This is a genomic window from Alteromonas macleodii ATCC 27126 (assembly GCF_000172635.2).
Lineage (GTDB): Bacteria > Pseudomonadota > Gammaproteobacteria > Enterobacterales > Alteromonadaceae > Alteromonas > Alteromonas macleodii.
The window spans coordinates 3,438,589-3,455,076 of record NC_018632.1 but is presented as its reverse complement, the minus strand read 5'-3'; the positions used below and the strand labels follow the sequence as shown (position 1 = coordinate 3,455,076).

9 protein-coding genes are annotated in these 16,488 nt (G+C 45.2%); 5 read left to right on the top strand and 4 right to left on the bottom strand.

Annotation, left to right across the window (positions count from 1 at the left end; all coding sequences use genetic code 11):
- Nucleotides 1-115: 115 nt before the first annotated feature.
- The 4 genes from MASE_RS14785 to gltB all read right to left on the bottom strand — a co-directional run bounded on the left by MASE_RS14785 (nt 116) and on the right by gltB (nt 8,266).
- The gene (locus MASE_RS14785) at nt 116-565 is read right to left on the bottom strand and encodes a hypothetical protein (RefSeq protein ID WP_014950546.1); all 450 of its coding nucleotides are present in this window, start codon (nt 563-565) and stop codon (nt 116-118) included.
- Nucleotides 566-724: 159 nt separating this feature from the next.
- Nucleotides 725-2,242 carry a M20/M25/M40 family metallo-hydrolase gene (locus tag MASE_RS14780; protein WP_014950545.1) on the bottom strand — a complete coding sequence of 506 codons (1,518 nt, stop codon included), beginning with the start codon at nt 2,240-2,242 and terminating at the stop codon, nt 725-727.
- Between the two features lie 128 nt (nt 2,243-2,370).
- Entirely contained in the window at nt 2,371-3,786 is a 1,416-nt protein-coding gene (locus MASE_RS14775; RefSeq protein ID WP_014950544.1) for an FAD-dependent oxidoreductase, read from the bottom strand.
- A gap of 13 nt (nt 3,787-3,799) precedes the next feature.
- Nucleotides 3,800-8,266 (bottom strand): glutamate synthase large subunit, encoded by a 4,467-nt coding sequence (gene gltB, locus MASE_RS14770; RefSeq protein ID WP_014950543.1) that lies wholly within the window; start codon nt 8,264-8,266, stop codon nt 3,800-3,802.
- A 662-nt stretch (nt 8,267-8,928) separates the two neighbouring features.
- Between gltB and MASE_RS14765 the strand changes: the two genes are divergently transcribed.
- From MASE_RS14765 to MASE_RS14745, 5 genes are all read left to right on the top strand, one after another.
- A complete protein-coding gene (locus tag MASE_RS14765) occupies nt 8,929-9,864 on the top strand; it encodes an N-acetylmuramoyl-L-alanine amidase (RefSeq protein WP_014950542.1) in 936 nt (311 codons plus the stop codon).
- 99 nt (nt 9,865-9,963) lie between these two features.
- Entirely contained in the window at nt 9,964-12,318 is a 2,355-nt protein-coding gene (arcB, locus tag MASE_RS14760) for an aerobic respiration two-component sensor histidine kinase ArcB (RefSeq protein WP_014950541.1), read from the top strand.
- Nucleotides 12,319-12,548: 230 nt separating this feature from the next.
- A complete protein-coding gene (locus MASE_RS14755; RefSeq protein ID WP_014950540.1) occupies nt 12,549-13,103 on the top strand; it encodes a PH domain-containing protein in 555 nt (184 codons plus the stop codon).
- Nucleotides 13,103-14,809 (top strand): PH domain-containing protein, encoded by a 1,707-nt coding sequence (locus MASE_RS14750; RefSeq protein ID WP_014950539.1) that lies wholly within the window; start codon nt 13,103-13,105, stop codon nt 14,807-14,809. The genes MASE_RS14755 and MASE_RS14750 overlap by 1 nt, the downstream gene beginning before the upstream one ends.
- Nucleotides 14,810-14,910: 101 nt before the next feature.
- The gene (locus MASE_RS14745; protein WP_014950538.1) at nt 14,911-16,488 is read left to right on the top strand and encodes a sodium:solute symporter family transporter; all 1,578 of its coding nucleotides are present in this window, start codon (nt 14,911-14,913) and stop codon (nt 16,486-16,488) included.

Sequence of the window (16,488 nt, the reverse complement as noted above, 5' to 3'; positions counted from 1 at the left end):
TTGCAGTTTGAGCGTCATAAAAATGACACTCACTGTTGCCGTGGAGTAGTTATTGATGATTTTGCAAAGCAGATGCCAACATGAGTAGATTTTTTAGTTGTCTTGCTAAAAGGGCTCATTTCGTTGTGGATGTAACAAGAATATCCACTTGAGAGCCAGTATTATCTGGGCTGATTATTACTCTGACCCCTTTATCTTCTGAGGATAACAACGTGCGGCCGCTAACTGGTGTGTGAGTTTTTAAAGCGGGGTGCGCCGTTTGGTAAACATCCAGTAATTCACTCGGGGAGCGAGGAGAGTGGTAAACCATTACTGCTGTCTTGCTTTCGTCAAATGCTTGGCATTGTCTTGCATCATCAGAAATCTTAATTTGCTGAAAATCAGAAGGGCAAGAGATGATGCTTGGCTTACTAGGTGAAGAGTTGACGCTTTGTTTCTTAGTTTGATCGTTAACTTGCGCATTTAATGAAGCGTCGACAGCAATGGTATCAGCTAAGCTGGCATTGCTCGCTGCTATCGCTAATGTTAGACACAATGTAAGTTTCTTAATGTTTAAATGCTGCATAGATAGATTCTTCACCCGATGTGCGATGTCTTTAATTGCTTAAACGATAGTAGAGTCGTAACACTCGCGCTTCAACTAAACCTTGGTCTATTAACGTATATTAGTGAGGTTTTCCGTATAGGTTTTGGTTTAAAGCATCACTTCATCACTACAACTCTATTACTGGTCATAAGGCGTGGTCAGTAATTGATACAGCGCATTTGTTCCACTGTAAAAGTTCCCTATACGTAAGTTTTCATTAGGGGCGTGTTGATTGTTATCAGCATTGACTAATGGAATAAGAATTACCGGCTTCTCTATACTGTTTACTAGCGGTGCGGTTGGAACAGTACCCCCCATCATTGGAATAACTACAACCTTCTCATCGCTTACAGATTCTAGTGCCTTTTGCGCCCATAGACCAACTGGCTCATCGAGGGACGTTTGTAGTGCTGCAGTGCCGGGGCTAACTTCTATAAGAATGAGTTTTTCATGTTTTAGACGGGTTTCTTTTGATGGCAATTCGTCCACAATGTGATATCCCTTAGCTGTTATATAGTCTTTTAACAGCTTAACTTGTCTGGACGAGTGAGCCTCTTTTGTAGTTCTAATATCGATGGACGCTGTAGCGCTAGCCGGAATGATTGTCCTTACTGCTGTTGTGCTTGCAGCGCTCAATCCATTGATATTTAGAGACGGAAGACTAATGGATTCATAGTAGTTGCCACCTACAGACTCTGACTTTGCTACCCCAAGGCGTGCCAATAGTGCAGTTTCATCAATAGGAATGTCTCGAAGCACCTGTTTTGTTTCTTCTGACAGAGGAGCGTCTCCGTAATAATTAGGAATAGTCACCTTGCCATTTTCATTTTTCATCCCTGCTAAGAGTGTTGAGAGCATAAAAGCGGGGTTTTGAATGTAGTTGCCAAAGTGCGTACTATGGCTATCAGAGTTTGGTCCGAAAACAGTGAGCTTAACCAGTGTCGCACCGCGATGACCGAAAACTACGGTAGAAGCGTTGGATGGATGCATGGGACCGTCTAACATTACTACGGCATCTGCAGAAAGCTGCGCTTTGTTTTTTTCTATCACTTTTGCGAGGGTAGGAGAGCCACCTTCCTCGTTTGAATCAAGGAGCACTTTGATATTAACTGATGGCGTCACCTTATTCGTCGAAAGTGAGTTTATGGCTGCTAGTAACATCATAATTGGGGCTTTGTCGTGAGATGCCGAGCGCGCAAAAATACGCCAATTAGGGTCATAGTCTTTATCGAGTAAAGAGAGTGGTTTTTCAACCCAGCTGTCATTTTCTTCGATTTTTAGAACGGGCTGCCAAGGGCTGTCTTGTTCCCACAACTCAGCGTTAACCGGTTGACCATCCATATGTACATAAAAAAGCAGGGTAGGGGCATTTTTCCCAGCTAGCATGTAATCAGCATACAGCATCGGCATGCCGTTGTTTTCCAGCAGCTGAGTATTAAAACCATACTCGCTGTATTTCGTTGCCGTCCAACGCGCAACCTTTTCTATATCAGTTGCTGATTGCGTTGCAACGTTGGGTAGCGTGAGATATTCCAAGTAGTCTGCGAACACTGCTTTAGCCGAGCGAGTGGTAAGTGCGTTACTTTCCTCTGCCTGGGCGCAATATGAAACGGAAACTAAAAATAACCCGTAAAGTAGCCCTGTCCGCAATCTCATGATGTCATCTCTTTATTCAATTATTCTATCTAATGTAAATCGTATCTCTTTAGTTTTAAATAAAAAAAGCTCGATAGCAGAACTATCGAGCTTTTCGTGAATGGACAATAGGCCTTAGTTAGCGAAGGTTAAACGCCAATATAGTCCATAATCCCTTCTGCGGCTTTACGGCCTTCGTCGATAGCAGTAACAACCAAGTCACTACCACGTACCATATCGCCACCGGCAAAGACTTGCGGGTGAGAGGTCTGGTAAGCAAATTTGCCAGCAGATGGCGCGCGTACGCGACCTTTTTCATCAAGCATAATGCCGAAGTCAGCAAACCATGGCGCAGGGCTGGGCTGGAAGCCGAAGGCGATAATTACCGCGTCTGCTTCTAGTACGTGCTCTGAACCTTCCACTTCAACAGGGCGGCGGCGACCATTGGCATCCGGTGGCCCCATTTCGGTTTTAACCAGCTTAACACCACATGCCTTACCGTTTTCATCTACTGCAATGTCTAGCGGCTGAAGATTGAATTTAAACTCAACCCCTTCTTCTTTCGCATTAACAACTTCGCGGCGAGAGCCTGGCATGCTTTCTTCGTCACGGCGGTATGCACAGGTAACTTGGGCAGCGCCTTGGCGAATTGACGTACGAACACAGTCCATGGTGGTATCACCACCACCTAATACAACGACGCGCTTGCCTTTCATATCAATGTAATCAGCAGGATCTTTTTCAAGGCCCATTACGCGATTGGTGTTGGCGATAAGGAAAGGTAAGGCTTCGTGAACGCCTTCAACTTCTTCGTTATCGAAACCACCTTGCATCGACTTGTACGTACCCATGCCTAAGAAAACAGCATCGTATTTATCAAGCAAATCCTGGAACTGTATGTCTTTACCAATTTCAGTGTTAAGTACGAACTCAACACCCATCTCGGTAAAGATTTGGCGGCGTAGCTTGATCACGTCTTTCTCTAATTTAAAAGACGGGATACCAAATGTAAGTAGGCCACCAATTTCTTCGTATTTGTCGTAAACAACAGGTTTAACGCCGTTACGAACCAGAATATCAGCACATGCAAGACCAGCTGGGCCTGCACCTACAATCGCCACTTTCTTGTCGGTCCATACCACGTCAGACATATCTGGGCGCCAGCCCATTTTGAATGCTGTATCGGTAATGTATTTTTCAATACTACCAATGGTAACAGCGCCAAAATCATCATTCAGCGTACATGCACCTTCGCACAGTCTGTCCTGTGGACATACGCGACCGCATACTTCCGGCAAACTGTTGGTTTTATGAGAGAGTTCCGCAGCTTCCAAAATACGGCCTTCGTTCGCCAGGCTTAACCATTGTGGAATATAGTTGTGTACAGGACACTTCCATTCACAGTATGGGTTACCGCAGTCCAAGCAGCGATCTGCTTGGCCTTCGGTTTGAGATTGGCTCAGCGGTTGATAAATTTCCGCGAACTCTTGTTTACGTACCATGATCGGCTTTTTCGGCGGATCGATACGTTCAACATCGACAAATTGATATACGTTCTTTGCCATAAACTAAATCCTCCTACTGAGCCTGAATGCGTAATTCAGCACTTGAACGACTGATGTGACCAAGCAAGTTTTTCACATCACTGGTTTTTGGCTTAATAAGCTTGAAGCGTTTCAGCGTTGCGGCGAAATCAGTAAGCAACGACAACGAGTGCTCGCTTCCTGTTTCTTCGTAATGCTGATTAATTAAGCCACGTAAGTGCTCAGCAAGAATCGCTTTATCTTCAATTGGCATTACATCGACCAGTTCGGCATTTACACGGTTATCAAGGTCGTCGCCATCATCCATAAGATAAGCAAAACCACCAGTCATACCTGCACCGAAGTTAACACCAACCGGACCAAGTACAGCCACGATACCGCCTGTCATATATTCACAGCCGTTATCGCCAATGCCTTCAACTACCGCAATAGCACCAGAGTTACGTACGCCAAAGCGCTCGCCAGCACGGCCAGCAGCAAACAGCTTACCGCCTGTTGCACCGTAAAGGCAGGTGTTACCCATAATGGCGCTGTCGTGGGCGTCGTAAGAGATATTGCGTGGTGGGTGAATAACAAGCTTACCGCCGGTCATCCCTTTACCTACATAATCGTTGGCATCACCTTCAAGGTGCATATGCAGGCCGCCAGCGTTCCACACACCGAAGCTCTGACCCGCTGTACCGGTAAGTTCAACTTTGATAGGTGTATCTTCAAAGTCGTGGTTACCGTGGTGTTTAGCGATTTCACCTGATAGCAATGCGCCGACAGAGCGATCCGTATTGCGGATTGGGTATTTAAGGGTAATAGATTTACCGTCAACAACCGCTTGCTGGCCGTCTTTAAGCATCTGCGCGTTCAATTCACCTTTATCGATAGGTGCGTTGGTCGTTTGTGAGCAGAATAAGCGCGTATGGTCGCCTGCTTTAGGCTGCGCTAGCAACGGAGACAAATCTAAACGGTTTTGCTTAGCGGTAATGCCATCTAAAACTTTAAGTAGCTCTGTGCGACCAACAAGGTCGTCGAACTTAGCAATACCCATAGACGCCATGATTTCACGCACTTCTTGAGCAATAAACTTGAAGTAGTTCATTACCATATCAGGTAAGCCAATGAAGTGGTCGTCACGCAGTTTTTGATCCTGCGTCGCAACACCGGTCGCACAGTTGTTCAAGTGGCAAATACGCAAATATTTACAGCCTAACGCAACCATTGGACCTGTACCAAAACCAAAGCTCTCAGCACCTAAAATACCGGCTTTTACTACGTCTAAGCCTGTTTTCAACCCGCCGTCGGTTTGAACGCGTACTTTATGACGTAAGCCGTTTTCAATAAGTGCTTGCTGAGTTTCAGATAAGCCAAGCTCGAACGGACTACCCGCATATTTAACTGATGTTAGCGGGCTTGCACCTGTACCGCCGTCGTAACCTGAAACGGTGATAAGGTCGGCATAGGCTTTCGCTACACCTGTTGCAATGGTGCCAACACCCGGCTCAGATACTAGCTTAACGGATATAAGTGCCGTTGGATTAACCTGTTTCAAATCGAAAATTAGCTGTGCCAAATCTTCAATTGAGTAAATATCGTGGTGTGGTGGTGGTGAAATAAGGGTTACACCCGGCACAGAGAAACGTAGCTGTGCGATGTATTTATTTACCTTATCGCCAGGAAGCTGACCGCCTTCACCCGGTTTTGCACCCTGCGCCACTTTAATTTGAATAACGTTTGCGTTAACCAAATAGTGAGGCGTTACACCAAAGCGACCTGAAGCCACCTGCTTAATTTTAGAGTTCTTTTCAGTTCCAAAGCGAGAAGGGTGTTCGCCACCTTCCCCAGAGTTAGACTGACCGCCCAGGCGGTTCATGGCAATCGCTAGCGCTTCATGCGCTTCAGGGCTTAGTGCACCAATTGACATTGCCGCAGTATCAAAGCGTGGGAATAAGTTTTCCGGTGCTTCTACTTCACTAATATCAATAGGGTCGCAATCAGGGTTTATAGCTAGCAAGTCGCGAATGTGCGCAGGCGCACGCTCGTTAACAAGCTTTGCATATTGCTGGTAGTCGTCGTAGTTACCAGACACCACAGCCTTTTGAAGCGTACTGACTACGTCTGGGTTATAGGCGTGATATTCGCCACCGTGCACGTATTTAAGCAAGCCGCCGTGATCGACAGATTTACGCTTAAGCCAAGCAATACGGTTTAGGTTGATAAGATCTTGCTGGAAATCATCGAAGCCCGCACCTTGAATGCGTGAGGTCACACCTTTAAAGCATAACTTCATCACTTCGTTGTTAATACCCACTGCTTCAAACAGTTTAGAGCTACGGTAGCTAGCAACAGTGCTAATACCCATTTTCGACATGATTTTGTACAAGCCTTTGTTGATACCCTTACGGTAGTTCAACGTGGCCTGCATAGGAGAAATATCTAGCTCGCCTTTTTCACAAAGCTGCTCAATAGTTTCATATGCTAGGAATGGGTAAACCGCAGTGGCACCTAAGCCAATCAACACCGCGAAATGGTGTGGATCGCGGGCACTTGCTGTCTCAACAACAACGTTAGCATCGCAGCGTAATGACTTTTCAACTAAGCGACGTTGTACCGCACCAACTGCCATTGCTGCAGGGATAACCAAGCGATTTTGTTTAATGTTTCTGTCAGACAGAATAACGAACGCAGCACGCTTGTTTTTAACCAGCATCTCGACTTCGTTACACACGCGCTCGATGGCTTTCTTCAAACCTTCTTGCGGCGCATACTGAAGCTCCACGACTTCTGAGTAGTAGTTGTCTGGGTTAAATTCGCGCAGTTGCTTAAGGTCGGTATACATTAGCACTGGCGAGTCAAACAATACGCGGTCAGCGTAACCTGAGGTTTCGCTAAATACGTTTTGCTCGCGGCCAATACAGGTTGCCAACGACATAACGTGGTTTTCACGTAGCGGGTCGATAGGCGGGTTAGTAACCTGTGCGAATTGCTGACGGAAATAGTCGTAAACCGTACGTTGACGCGAGGACATAACCGCCATTGGCGTGTCATCACCCATTGAACCAACGGCTTCTTGACCGTCTTTCGCGAGTACTTTTACAACTTGTTGAATTTCTTCATAGCTGTAGGCGTGTAGCTTGTGGTACACCGCCATGGCATCGTCGTCAAACACGCGTTTACCAATTAATGACGCATCAAGCTTTTCAATTGGTGTAAGTCGACGAATATGCTTATCTAGCCACTCTTTATAAGGGTGACGTGCTTTTAAGTCTTCATCAATTTCAGTAGAGCGCCAGATTTTGCCTGTGTAAGTGTCTACAGCAAGCATTTCACCTGGGCCTACACGGCCTTTTTCAATTACGTCAGCTTGCTCGTAATCCCAGATACCTACTTCTGAGGCTAGGGTAATGAAACCGTTCTTAGTAATAACGTAACGTGCAGGACGTAGACCATTTCTATCAAGGTTACAGGCAACGTGGCGACCGTTAGTTAAAACGATACCCGCTGGGCCATCCCATGGTTCCATGTGCATAGAGTTGAACTCGTAAAATGCACGAAGATCATCGTCCATGGTCTTGTTGTTTTGATAGGCGGGTGGAACAAGTAACCGCATAGCACGGAATAAATCCATACCGCCGGCTAAGAATAGCTCCAGCATGTTATCCAGCGAGGATGAGTCCGATCCTTCAGTATTAACGAAAGGGGCTGCATCTTTAAGATCTGGAATAAGTGGCGTTGCGAATTTAGCAGCACGTGCCATGGCCCAGTCGCGGTTTCCTTTAATGGTGTTAATTTCACCGTTGTGCGCAAGGAAGCGGAAAGGCTGAGCAAGCGGCCAGCGTGGTAGTGTATTTGTTGAAAAGCGTTGGTGGAAAACGCAAATTGCGCTTTGCATACGCTCATCGGCAAGATCGTGATAAAAGGCGGGTAAATCTTTTGGCATTACCAAGCCTTTGTAGATCGTTACCAAGCCCGACAAACAAGCTACGTAAAAATCGGGATCTTTCTCAAGACGTTTTTCAGCGCGGCGGCGGATCATATACAAACGACGCTCAAGGTCGCGTTTTCTCCAACCTGCTGGCGCGTTCACAAATACCTGTTCAATTTGTGGAACACCCGTTAGCGCTAATTCACCCAGTACTGAGTGGTCGACAGGCACTTCGCGCCAACCCACTACTGAAAGTGTTTCTTTTTCTAGTTCTTCATTAAGTACTTCACGCGCGGCTTGCGCAAGTACCGGGTCCTGACTTAAGAAAATCATGCCCACGCCGTATTTTTTGCTGAGTTTCCAGCCATTTTCTTCGGCGATTGCATGGAAGAACGCATCCGGTTTCTGTAGTAATAAACCACAGCCGTCACCGGTTTTCCCGTCGGCGGCGATACCGCCACGATGCTGCATACGGTCAAGACCGTGTATTGCAGTAGTTACCAATTCATGACTGGCTTCCCCATGAGTGTGAGCGATTAAGCCAAACCCACAGTTGTCCCGGGAATCATTGGGATTATATAAACTCATCTCTTAACTCCTTCAACCTTTTGACTGGGCAAGGTATGCGTTGCGTGTAGATGCGCCTAGGTTTGCGTATCACAACATTATTAGACGTCTTTTATGCCTGCGAGCGGTATTGCTCGCGGCGTGCGCCTTTCTTGTCGTTATTTTATTATTAGAGGATTCCAGTCGTTTCCGCATTTTTATGCATTATTGCGATGCGGGCCGTACAAAATACCCACATTAAAAACTAAAATCAAACGCTAAAAGTATAAGCTTTATAGTGAATTAGTATAAATATAATTAAATATATATTAATCAGTTACTTACGTGTCGTCATTTATGTTTGTAACAAAAATGTTATCAGTATTGCAAAGTGAATAACTCACCCCTTATAAATGATATTACTTCTCATTTGTGTTTTGTTAATGAATAAATATGCTTTGAAATTGATGTTTTATGTTGTCAATAGCGGTTTGCGGTGTATTTTTATTAATTTGTAAAGCTATGGTTCCACTAATATAAGTAGTTTGCTATATTGGTTGAAAATTAACCACAGGTAAGGCTCGTGGTGCGCTGAAGGATGTTGATAGAGAGCCCTGTGTGTGAATTGAGTGTACGCTTATGTGGAAGGCGAAGAATAAAAATTCACTGTGGTGGCGTGCTGTTAAGACAATAAGGATTATTGTATGAATACACTACATGCTTCACCACTGCCTTTATTTAGTATAGATGATCATATTCTAACTGGCGACAATATCACCTTCAGGCTTTCTCCTAACACATCTGGGCGTTTTCAATCTGGCTCTCCCGATACTATTGTTATTCATTTTACCGCCGGTAGTAGCCTTTCATCTTCGGTGAATGTCTTGACCAATGCCGATAGCGGTGTGTCAGCTCACTTTGCCGTTGGACGCAATGGTGACATTGTTCAAATGCTTCCGACTAATAAAATAGCGTGGCACGCAGGAGAAAGTTATTACGAGGGGCGTAGTGGCTTGAATCAGTACTCTATCGGCATTGAATTAGACAATGCCGGCCAGCTTAAGGCTAGAGGAGACGGCACCTTTGAAAGTTGGTTTGGCGAAATTTTTGGCGAGAATGAAGTATTAGCTGCCCAGCACATTAACCAACAGTCTATGGGCTATTGGCACAAGTACACCGACGTACAAATTGTTAGGACGCTATCGCTGTGTAAAGCGTTGTGTAGCCACTACAACATCTCTACTATCGTCGGGCACGAAGAAATAGCGCCGTCACGAAAGGTCGATCCTGGCCCCGCTTTTCCCCTTCAAAGACTCAAAGCCGCTGTTTTGCAAAGTGATAGTGAAACGTGGGCAACTGAGTCAAGTGATTCGAATTCACAGCGAGAGGCGCATGATCAAATTCAGCGGGATCTCGCTAGCCCTGTAAAGCGGGTGGCCAATGTAAGTGCCAATTCGCTGAATGTGAGAAAAGGGCCAGATGTTTCGTACCCAACTGTCGAGAACGGTTTGAATAAGGGCGAAGTGCTAAAAATACTGGAAAAGCGAGGGGAGTGGGCGAAAGTGTCTTACACGAAGGTGGGATGGGTGAATACCAAATACATTAATGAAATTACTGAAAAGTCGCCTTTCAAATCCTAATTCTGAGCAGGGCCACAGAGTTATGCTTTGACAAACCGCATTCCCGAAAAGAGGAAAGCCTGATAGGATAACCGCAAAATAAGCTTAAATTAGACGTACATGCATTCAGATTCACCAAACGATTCTTGGGCAATTCGCTTTGCCCAATTTGTTCAGCGTTTTGGCACTCTAAAGCTCAGCATATTGTTTGTTGTTCTTTCGCTTGTGTTTACGCTAGGGGGCTCATACGTAATTCGCGTGAGCATGGGAAGCCAGGTTCAGCCCGATGACTTCATCAGTGCTGTAGTACTGACCATGTTATCTGCGCCTTGGGTACTTTATTTCTTTAGTGAGTTAATCAAGCAATTAGAAAACTCACGTACCAACTTAAAGGAAGTGGTAAGCCAGTTGGAAAGTTTGCGTGAAGAAGATGTCTTTCTTAACCGCGAACTTCAAAGCAACATCAGACAGCTTAATCACGAGATAGAGCAGCGCAAGCAAGCACAAGAAGAGCGTGAGGCGCTGTTTAAAGACTTAGAAAAAGAAATTCAGGATAAATCAGAACAAGAAGCACAAGCACGCCGCTTATCAACCTTGTTACGTTCAATCATCGATGCTTCACCAGACTTAATATATTACCGAAATGAAGAAGGCAGGTTTGCTGGTTGTAACCGTATAGCGGAGCTTATGACGGGCAAAACCGAGCAAGAGCTGCTTGGCTTAACGCCAAAAGACGTATATGAGGAAGAGCTTGCCCGCCAAATTGTAGCGAGTGATCACGAAGTTCTAGAAACCAACGCCAGTATTACCGAAGAGCTGTGGCTTCGCTTTGCTGATGGACGTCGTCGTTACTTCGAAATGAAGCGTGTACCTTTCTTCGATAAAGACGGTAATCGCCTTGGCTTGTTGTCGTTCGGTCGAGACATGACTGAGCGTAAGCAAGCTGAAAATGCTGCTGCAAAAGCAAGTACCGACAAAACTCGCTTTATCGCAACCATAAGTCATGAGCTACGCACACCGCTAAACGGTATTGTGGGCTTAAGCCGTATGCTGCGTGATACCGAGTTGAGTGAAGAACAATTTAACTGGGTAAGTACGATATACGCCAGCGCTATAACATTAGGTAATATTTTTAACGATATTATCGACCTTGATAAGTTAGACAGAGATAAGCTTGAGCTGAGTCTAAAAACCATATCGTTGAAAGACTTTACCGAAGAACTTAGCAGCATTATTCGTCTACTTGCAGCCGACAAACAGCTAGAGCTTAAAACGACAATTAACGAGCCGCTTCCCCGTCTTGTTGAAATAGATGGTACGCGCCTTCGTCAGATATTATGGAACATCCTGTTTAACGCAGTGAAGTTCACACAAAAAGGTCACGTAAGTTTAACGGTTTCATCGACGAAACCTGATGGTGATAAGGCGTATGTGACATTTGTGATTGAAGACACGGGCGTAGGTATTCCTGAAAGCGAAATTGATAAGATTTTTGCCATGTACTATCAGGTTGATCACCCTGACCACCAATCGGCCACAGGTACCGGTATTGGATTGGCAATTTGTAAGCAAATGGTCGACTTGATGAAAGGTGAAATTCACGTTTCAAGTAAAGTGGGTAAAGGCACCCGTTTTGAAATTGTGTTGCCAGTTCAAATTTCTAATAGCCCAATGAAAGTCGCGCAGCTTCAAGTGACAGGGCTCAATATCTTGTTAGTAGAAGATATTGAATTGAACGTCATGGTCGCTAAAGCCTTGCTCGAGAAGCTTGGCCAGAAAGTCGATGTAGCAATGACCGGTCAAGAAGCCATAGACAAAGTCAGGGAAAACCAATACGACCTTATCTTGCTTGATATTCAATTGCCTGACATGACAGGATTCGATGTGGCAAGTACGATTATTGAAGAAGATCTGGTTATGCAAACGCCTATCGTGGCGCTAACGGCAAACGTCATTAAAAAGCGTGATGAATACTTAGAAAACGGTATGGATGACGTTATTGCGAAGCCGATTAAAAAATCTCGCGTTATCGAGGTGTTTAACGAGCTGTTCCATGCACCACCTGCACCGCTTGAAATTGATGGCGAAGTAGAGCGCCCTGAACCTAACAAAACATTAAGTAACATTTTAGATATGGACTTGTTACAGATGTTAGTTGATACCATAGGGGATGAAATGGTGCGCGCTAGCGTTAAAGTATTCCAAGAAAAAATGCCTGAATACATGGAAATACTGCAGCTAAGCTTAAGTGCGGACGAAAAGTCAGAAGTGTGCTCACAGGCTCACAAAATTAAAGGCGCCGCTGGCTCTGTTGGTTTGGCTCGTGTACAGCGTATTGCTAATCAAATTCAACAGGGCGACCACCCTACATGGTGGGAGAACGTGCATGATTGGGTGGAAGAGCTACAAATGGCGGTTCAGCACGACATGAAGGCACTACACGATTGGCTGAATGAACAGCAGGTTGATGACTAGTTAGCATAACGCGCTCTTTAATAGGAAACGTAAAAAAGAGGGCTTGCCCTCTTTTTTGTTATAAAAACTGCGCTAGAGAAAGCGTTCAGAGCAGCGTTGCTAAGTAGCAAAGTAGCAAAGTAGCAAAGTAGCTAAGTAGTTAAGTAGCTAAGTAGTTAAGTAGCTAAGCCTCTCCTTAAAAAAAGCGGCAGGCTGAACTTATTTATACAGTGGTAAAAGGAATTAATGCGATGACAATTAGCGCACAACAAGAAACCGTGTTTTCAAATAATCAGCTCAGTGTTGAGGAAATTCCCTCACTTCAAACGCTCGCATTACTTCCTATATCCAAAAAGTACCGGACACTAAATATCCTCTCCATTGGATTGATAGCCTTAGTGCTAATCGGTGTTGCTTCTGCGTTACGATTCCAAAGCTTTTGGTCATTGCCAGAAGGACTGCTGCAAGCCTACCCGTATGTTGTTGCTGGTATCGTCGCTGTAGGCTCTCTATGGGCGCTGTACCACTTTTTTGCTGATGTACGCATATTTTATGCGATTCGAGAGCAAGACATCAGTAAGCAGTCAGGGCTAATTTTTAGAAAACTCTCGTGCCAACCTATTTTGCGTGTTCAGCATGTAGAGGTTAATCGCGGTCCATTGGACAGGTGGGCGGGTCTTGCCTCACTTCAGGTGTTTTCGGCTGGTGGTGAAATGCACACGTTTGAAATACCTGGGTTAAGCATTGAAAGGGCAGAGCAGTTGCGTGAGTTCATTCTTGCTCATAAAGACATAGGTGCACGCTAATGACGGTATCAGAAACGCCCTCACACCAAGCGCCTACACTTAATCAGTCAAAAGAGCTGAAAGAAGATGCTGTGCTCAAATCCCATGGGCAAGATGCTAATATGGAAGAACCGAAACTTAAAGTAGAGACGGGTGATGAGTGGCAGCGCCTCTCTCTAATTTCTATTTTGTATTTTACTATTCGCAATTTTACCAACTCGGCTCAAGTGCTTATTTATACCATTCCCGCCTTAGCCATATCGTTCAATATTTGGGATAACCTGCTGTCGCCTGAAGTACTAATCGGTGCTGGAATCCTCTTTCTATCTACCAGTGTCAGCGGCGTAATAAGCTTTTTAATGTACAAGTTTCGCGTGCACAACCAGCACGTTGAGATTCATCATGGCGTGTTTCAACGCCGCTATACCAACTTGCCCTTGTGGCGTATTCAAAACGTTAAGATAGAACGCCCTTTTTATTACCGACCTTTTGGGTACGCGCTAGTGGTGCTTGATACCGCAGGAAGTGGGAAAGAAGAAGCTAAAATTGTAGCGGTTCCTGAAGATTATGCTGAAGCGCTCAAAAAGCAGGTGTTGTATGAAAAAGCGCTGCACGATGAGGGTGACCTGGATTGTTTGCCAAATGAAGATTTATCCGACGAGCAGAGTTCGTCTTTTCCCACGCCACGAACGCGCACTAAAGCGATAGATTCTTCCCATTCAAATGAAGAAGTATTAAATCGACGGTCCGTGAAAGACATCATTATTCACGGTATCACCAACAATCGCGTGTGGATCATACTGGGTGCTGCGGCACCTTTCTATGACGATGTGTTCGGTCTAGTTTCAGAGTGGTTAGCCGATAAAGGCTTGCAGCTTAATCAGCTGGTTGGTGAACAAACGGTTGCGTGGTGGCAATTTGGATTGTATGCCTTTGTCATTCTCACGATGCTTATGGCGTTAGTGGCACTGCTGAGTGTTGGTGGCGCGCTTTTCACTTTTTACGGCTACACACTTTCACGAACAGGTGATCGCTATATCCGTCGCAGCGGCTTGCTTAATAAACTGGAAGTCAGCATGCGAGCTTCACGCATCCAAATGATTACGGCGAAGCAAGACTGGCTGGATAAAATACTAAAGCGGGTGAATTTGTATTTTGAGCAGAACTCAACGGCTGGGCAGCAAATGCAAGAACTGATGTCGCCAAATAAGCTTATTGTGCCATCGGTAACCGAAGATGAAGCCTTCGCGCTTAGTCAAGAAGTGATGCCTGGATGTGACCTGCGAGGTCAAGATTATCAAACCATTAGTAAGCGATTTATTACTTTTTGGTTGCTTGCGGGCTGGACGTTGCCTTTTATTACCTTTTTCACTATTGGCGCTGTGTCATCCCATCTAGATATTATGCTAGGTTCACTCGTTGTCTTTAGTGCGGTATCGCTGTTACTCACGCTTAGGTGGTGGCGATGGGGTATAGCCTACGACAGTAAGTACGTTTATATAAGGCGAGGTAGAATAGGCATCGACTATCAATGCTTTGAGCCCTATAAAGCGCAGCAAGTTATCGTTAAGCAAAGCGTGTTTATGAAGCGAAGAAAACAGGCCACCGTTAAGTTTGTACTGGCTTCGGGGGCAGTGACTGTGCCGTTTCTACCAGAAGACTACGTTAATAAACTAGCTGATAGTGTGCTATTCGAGGTGGAGTCAACCAGAAGGTCTTGGATGTAACGTACACTGTTTCTTTGAGCGCTGCTTTTTTATACGTTTTTTATGCAAATAGACCGAGTTTATGTAATGGTAGGTATTTAGTTGCTTAACCTTGCGTTTATATGGATATTCTTGATTACAGTGTCATCGCGATTTACCTCATCACTTTACTCGTCATCGGCTTTAGCTTGCGTGGACAGCAGTCAAAGAAAGATTATTTTCTCGCTGGAAGAAGCTTAAGTTGGAAACCGCTGTTACTTTCAGTGATGGCGACGCAACTCTCGGCGGTCAGTTTCATTTCCGCTCCTGCATTTGTCGGCTTCCGTGAGGGTGGAGGGCTGATTTGGCTCTCTTATGAACTGGCAGTTCCGTTAGCCATGCTTTTACTCATTACCACCGTGTTGCCTACATTATACCGAAGCGGTGTGGTGAGTATTTATGACTATCTTGAGCGACGTTTCTCTACCTCTACCCGTATTTGTATCAGTGTTGTATTTCAATTTAGCAGAGCCTTCGCTACCGGCATAATGGTTTACGCGCTATCCATTATATTGCAAGGAACCATGCAGGTTTCATCCACGCAGGCAATATTACTCATTGGTGTGATTACCGTTTTGTACTCCTTACAAGGAGGCATGAAAGCAGTTGTATATGGTGACGCGGTACAAATGGTTGTCATCGTTTTGGGCACAGCTATCTGCATTGCTTTTGGTCTTAACGCATTAGGCGGTTGGGAGCATTTTTTACAGTTACTTCCAAGCGAGCGGGTCTCTACCCTTAATTTTTCATCTCTGGGTTTTGATGGTGACGGCTTCGGCTTTTTTCCTATGGTGCTAGGTGGCGTGATCCTTTACGCCTCATACTACGGTTGTGATCAATCAGAAGCACAGAGGGCATTGTCAGCGAAATCGGAAAGCGATCTTAAAAAGATGATGTTAGCCAATGGCATTTTTAGGTTCCCTATAACACTTCTATATTGTTTAGCAGGCTTGGTGGTCGGCACACTAGCGTTTAACGACGCCAACTTGCTATCGCAAATTCCTAAAGATAATCCGGACTGGCTTATGCCGGTCTTTATTCTTAATTATTTACCTCATGGGCTTATCGGCTTGCTTGTGGTCGCTATTCTTGCTGCAGCCATGTCATCACTGAGCTCAGCAATAAACTCTCTTGCCGCTGTTTCGCTTGAAGATTATTTCAAACTCACTCGGAAACGCGCAAAACCTGAAGGCTACCTGAATCATGCTAAGTTTGCGGGCTTGCTTTGGGGAGGGATTATTTTGCTGCTTTCGCTCAATGCTGGCGATATAGCGCCTACCGTAATAGAAGCGGTGAACAAAGTGGGCTCTGTTTTTTTTGGTCCTGTCTTGGCTGTGTTTCTACTTGGCATGCTAACGAAGAAGATAAATGCCACACAGGTCAATACCGGCCTGATGTGTGGCGTGCTGACTAATTTGTCGTTCGCATTTTTTGTCGAGGACGTGTTTTGGTTTTGGTGGAATGTAACGGGGTTCGCGAGCACAGTGATACCCGCTATTATCTTGTCTGTTTTGTCAGCTAATGATGAAAACGATACAGCGACGATCACCACCTCTGGTCAACGACGCTTACTGATTGATAAGCCGATTGCCACCCTATTGCTTGGCTATTTTTGCTTATTGGTCGTTGTTTGCTACTTAATACCGCGTTGGCTGCAGTAG

Bases quoted from the DNA above. Each gene is read 5' to 3' on its own strand.
- arcB (WP_014950541.1), top strand. From the start codon at position 9,964: ATGCATTCAGATTCACCAAACGATTCTTGGGCAATTCGCTTTGCCCAA.
- MASE_RS14750 (WP_014950539.1), top strand. From the start codon at position 13,103: ATGACGGTATCAGAAACGCCCTCACACCAAGCGCCTACACTTAATCAG.
- MASE_RS14775 (WP_014950544.1), bottom strand. From the start codon at position 3,786: ATGGCAAAGAACGTATATCAATTTGTCGATGTTGAACGTATCGATCCG.
- MASE_RS14745 (WP_014950538.1), top strand. From the start codon at position 14,911: ATGGATATTCTTGATTACAGTGTCATCGCGATTTACCTCATCACTTTA.
- MASE_RS14765 (WP_014950542.1), top strand. From the start codon at position 8,929: ATGAATACACTACATGCTTCACCACTGCCTTTATTTAGTATAGATGAT.
- MASE_RS14780 (WP_014950545.1), bottom strand. From the start codon at position 2,242: ATGAGATTGCGGACAGGGCTACTTTACGGGTTATTTTTAGTTTCCGTT.
- MASE_RS14755 (WP_014950540.1), top strand. From the start codon at position 12,549: ATGACAATTAGCGCACAACAAGAAACCGTGTTTTCAAATAATCAGCTC.
- MASE_RS14785 (WP_014950546.1), bottom strand. From the start codon at position 565: ATGCAGCATTTAAACATTAAGAAACTTACATTGTGTCTAACATTAGCG.
- gltB (WP_014950543.1), bottom strand. From the start codon at position 8,266: ATGAGTTTATATAATCCCAATGATTCCCGGGACAACTGTGGGTTTGGC.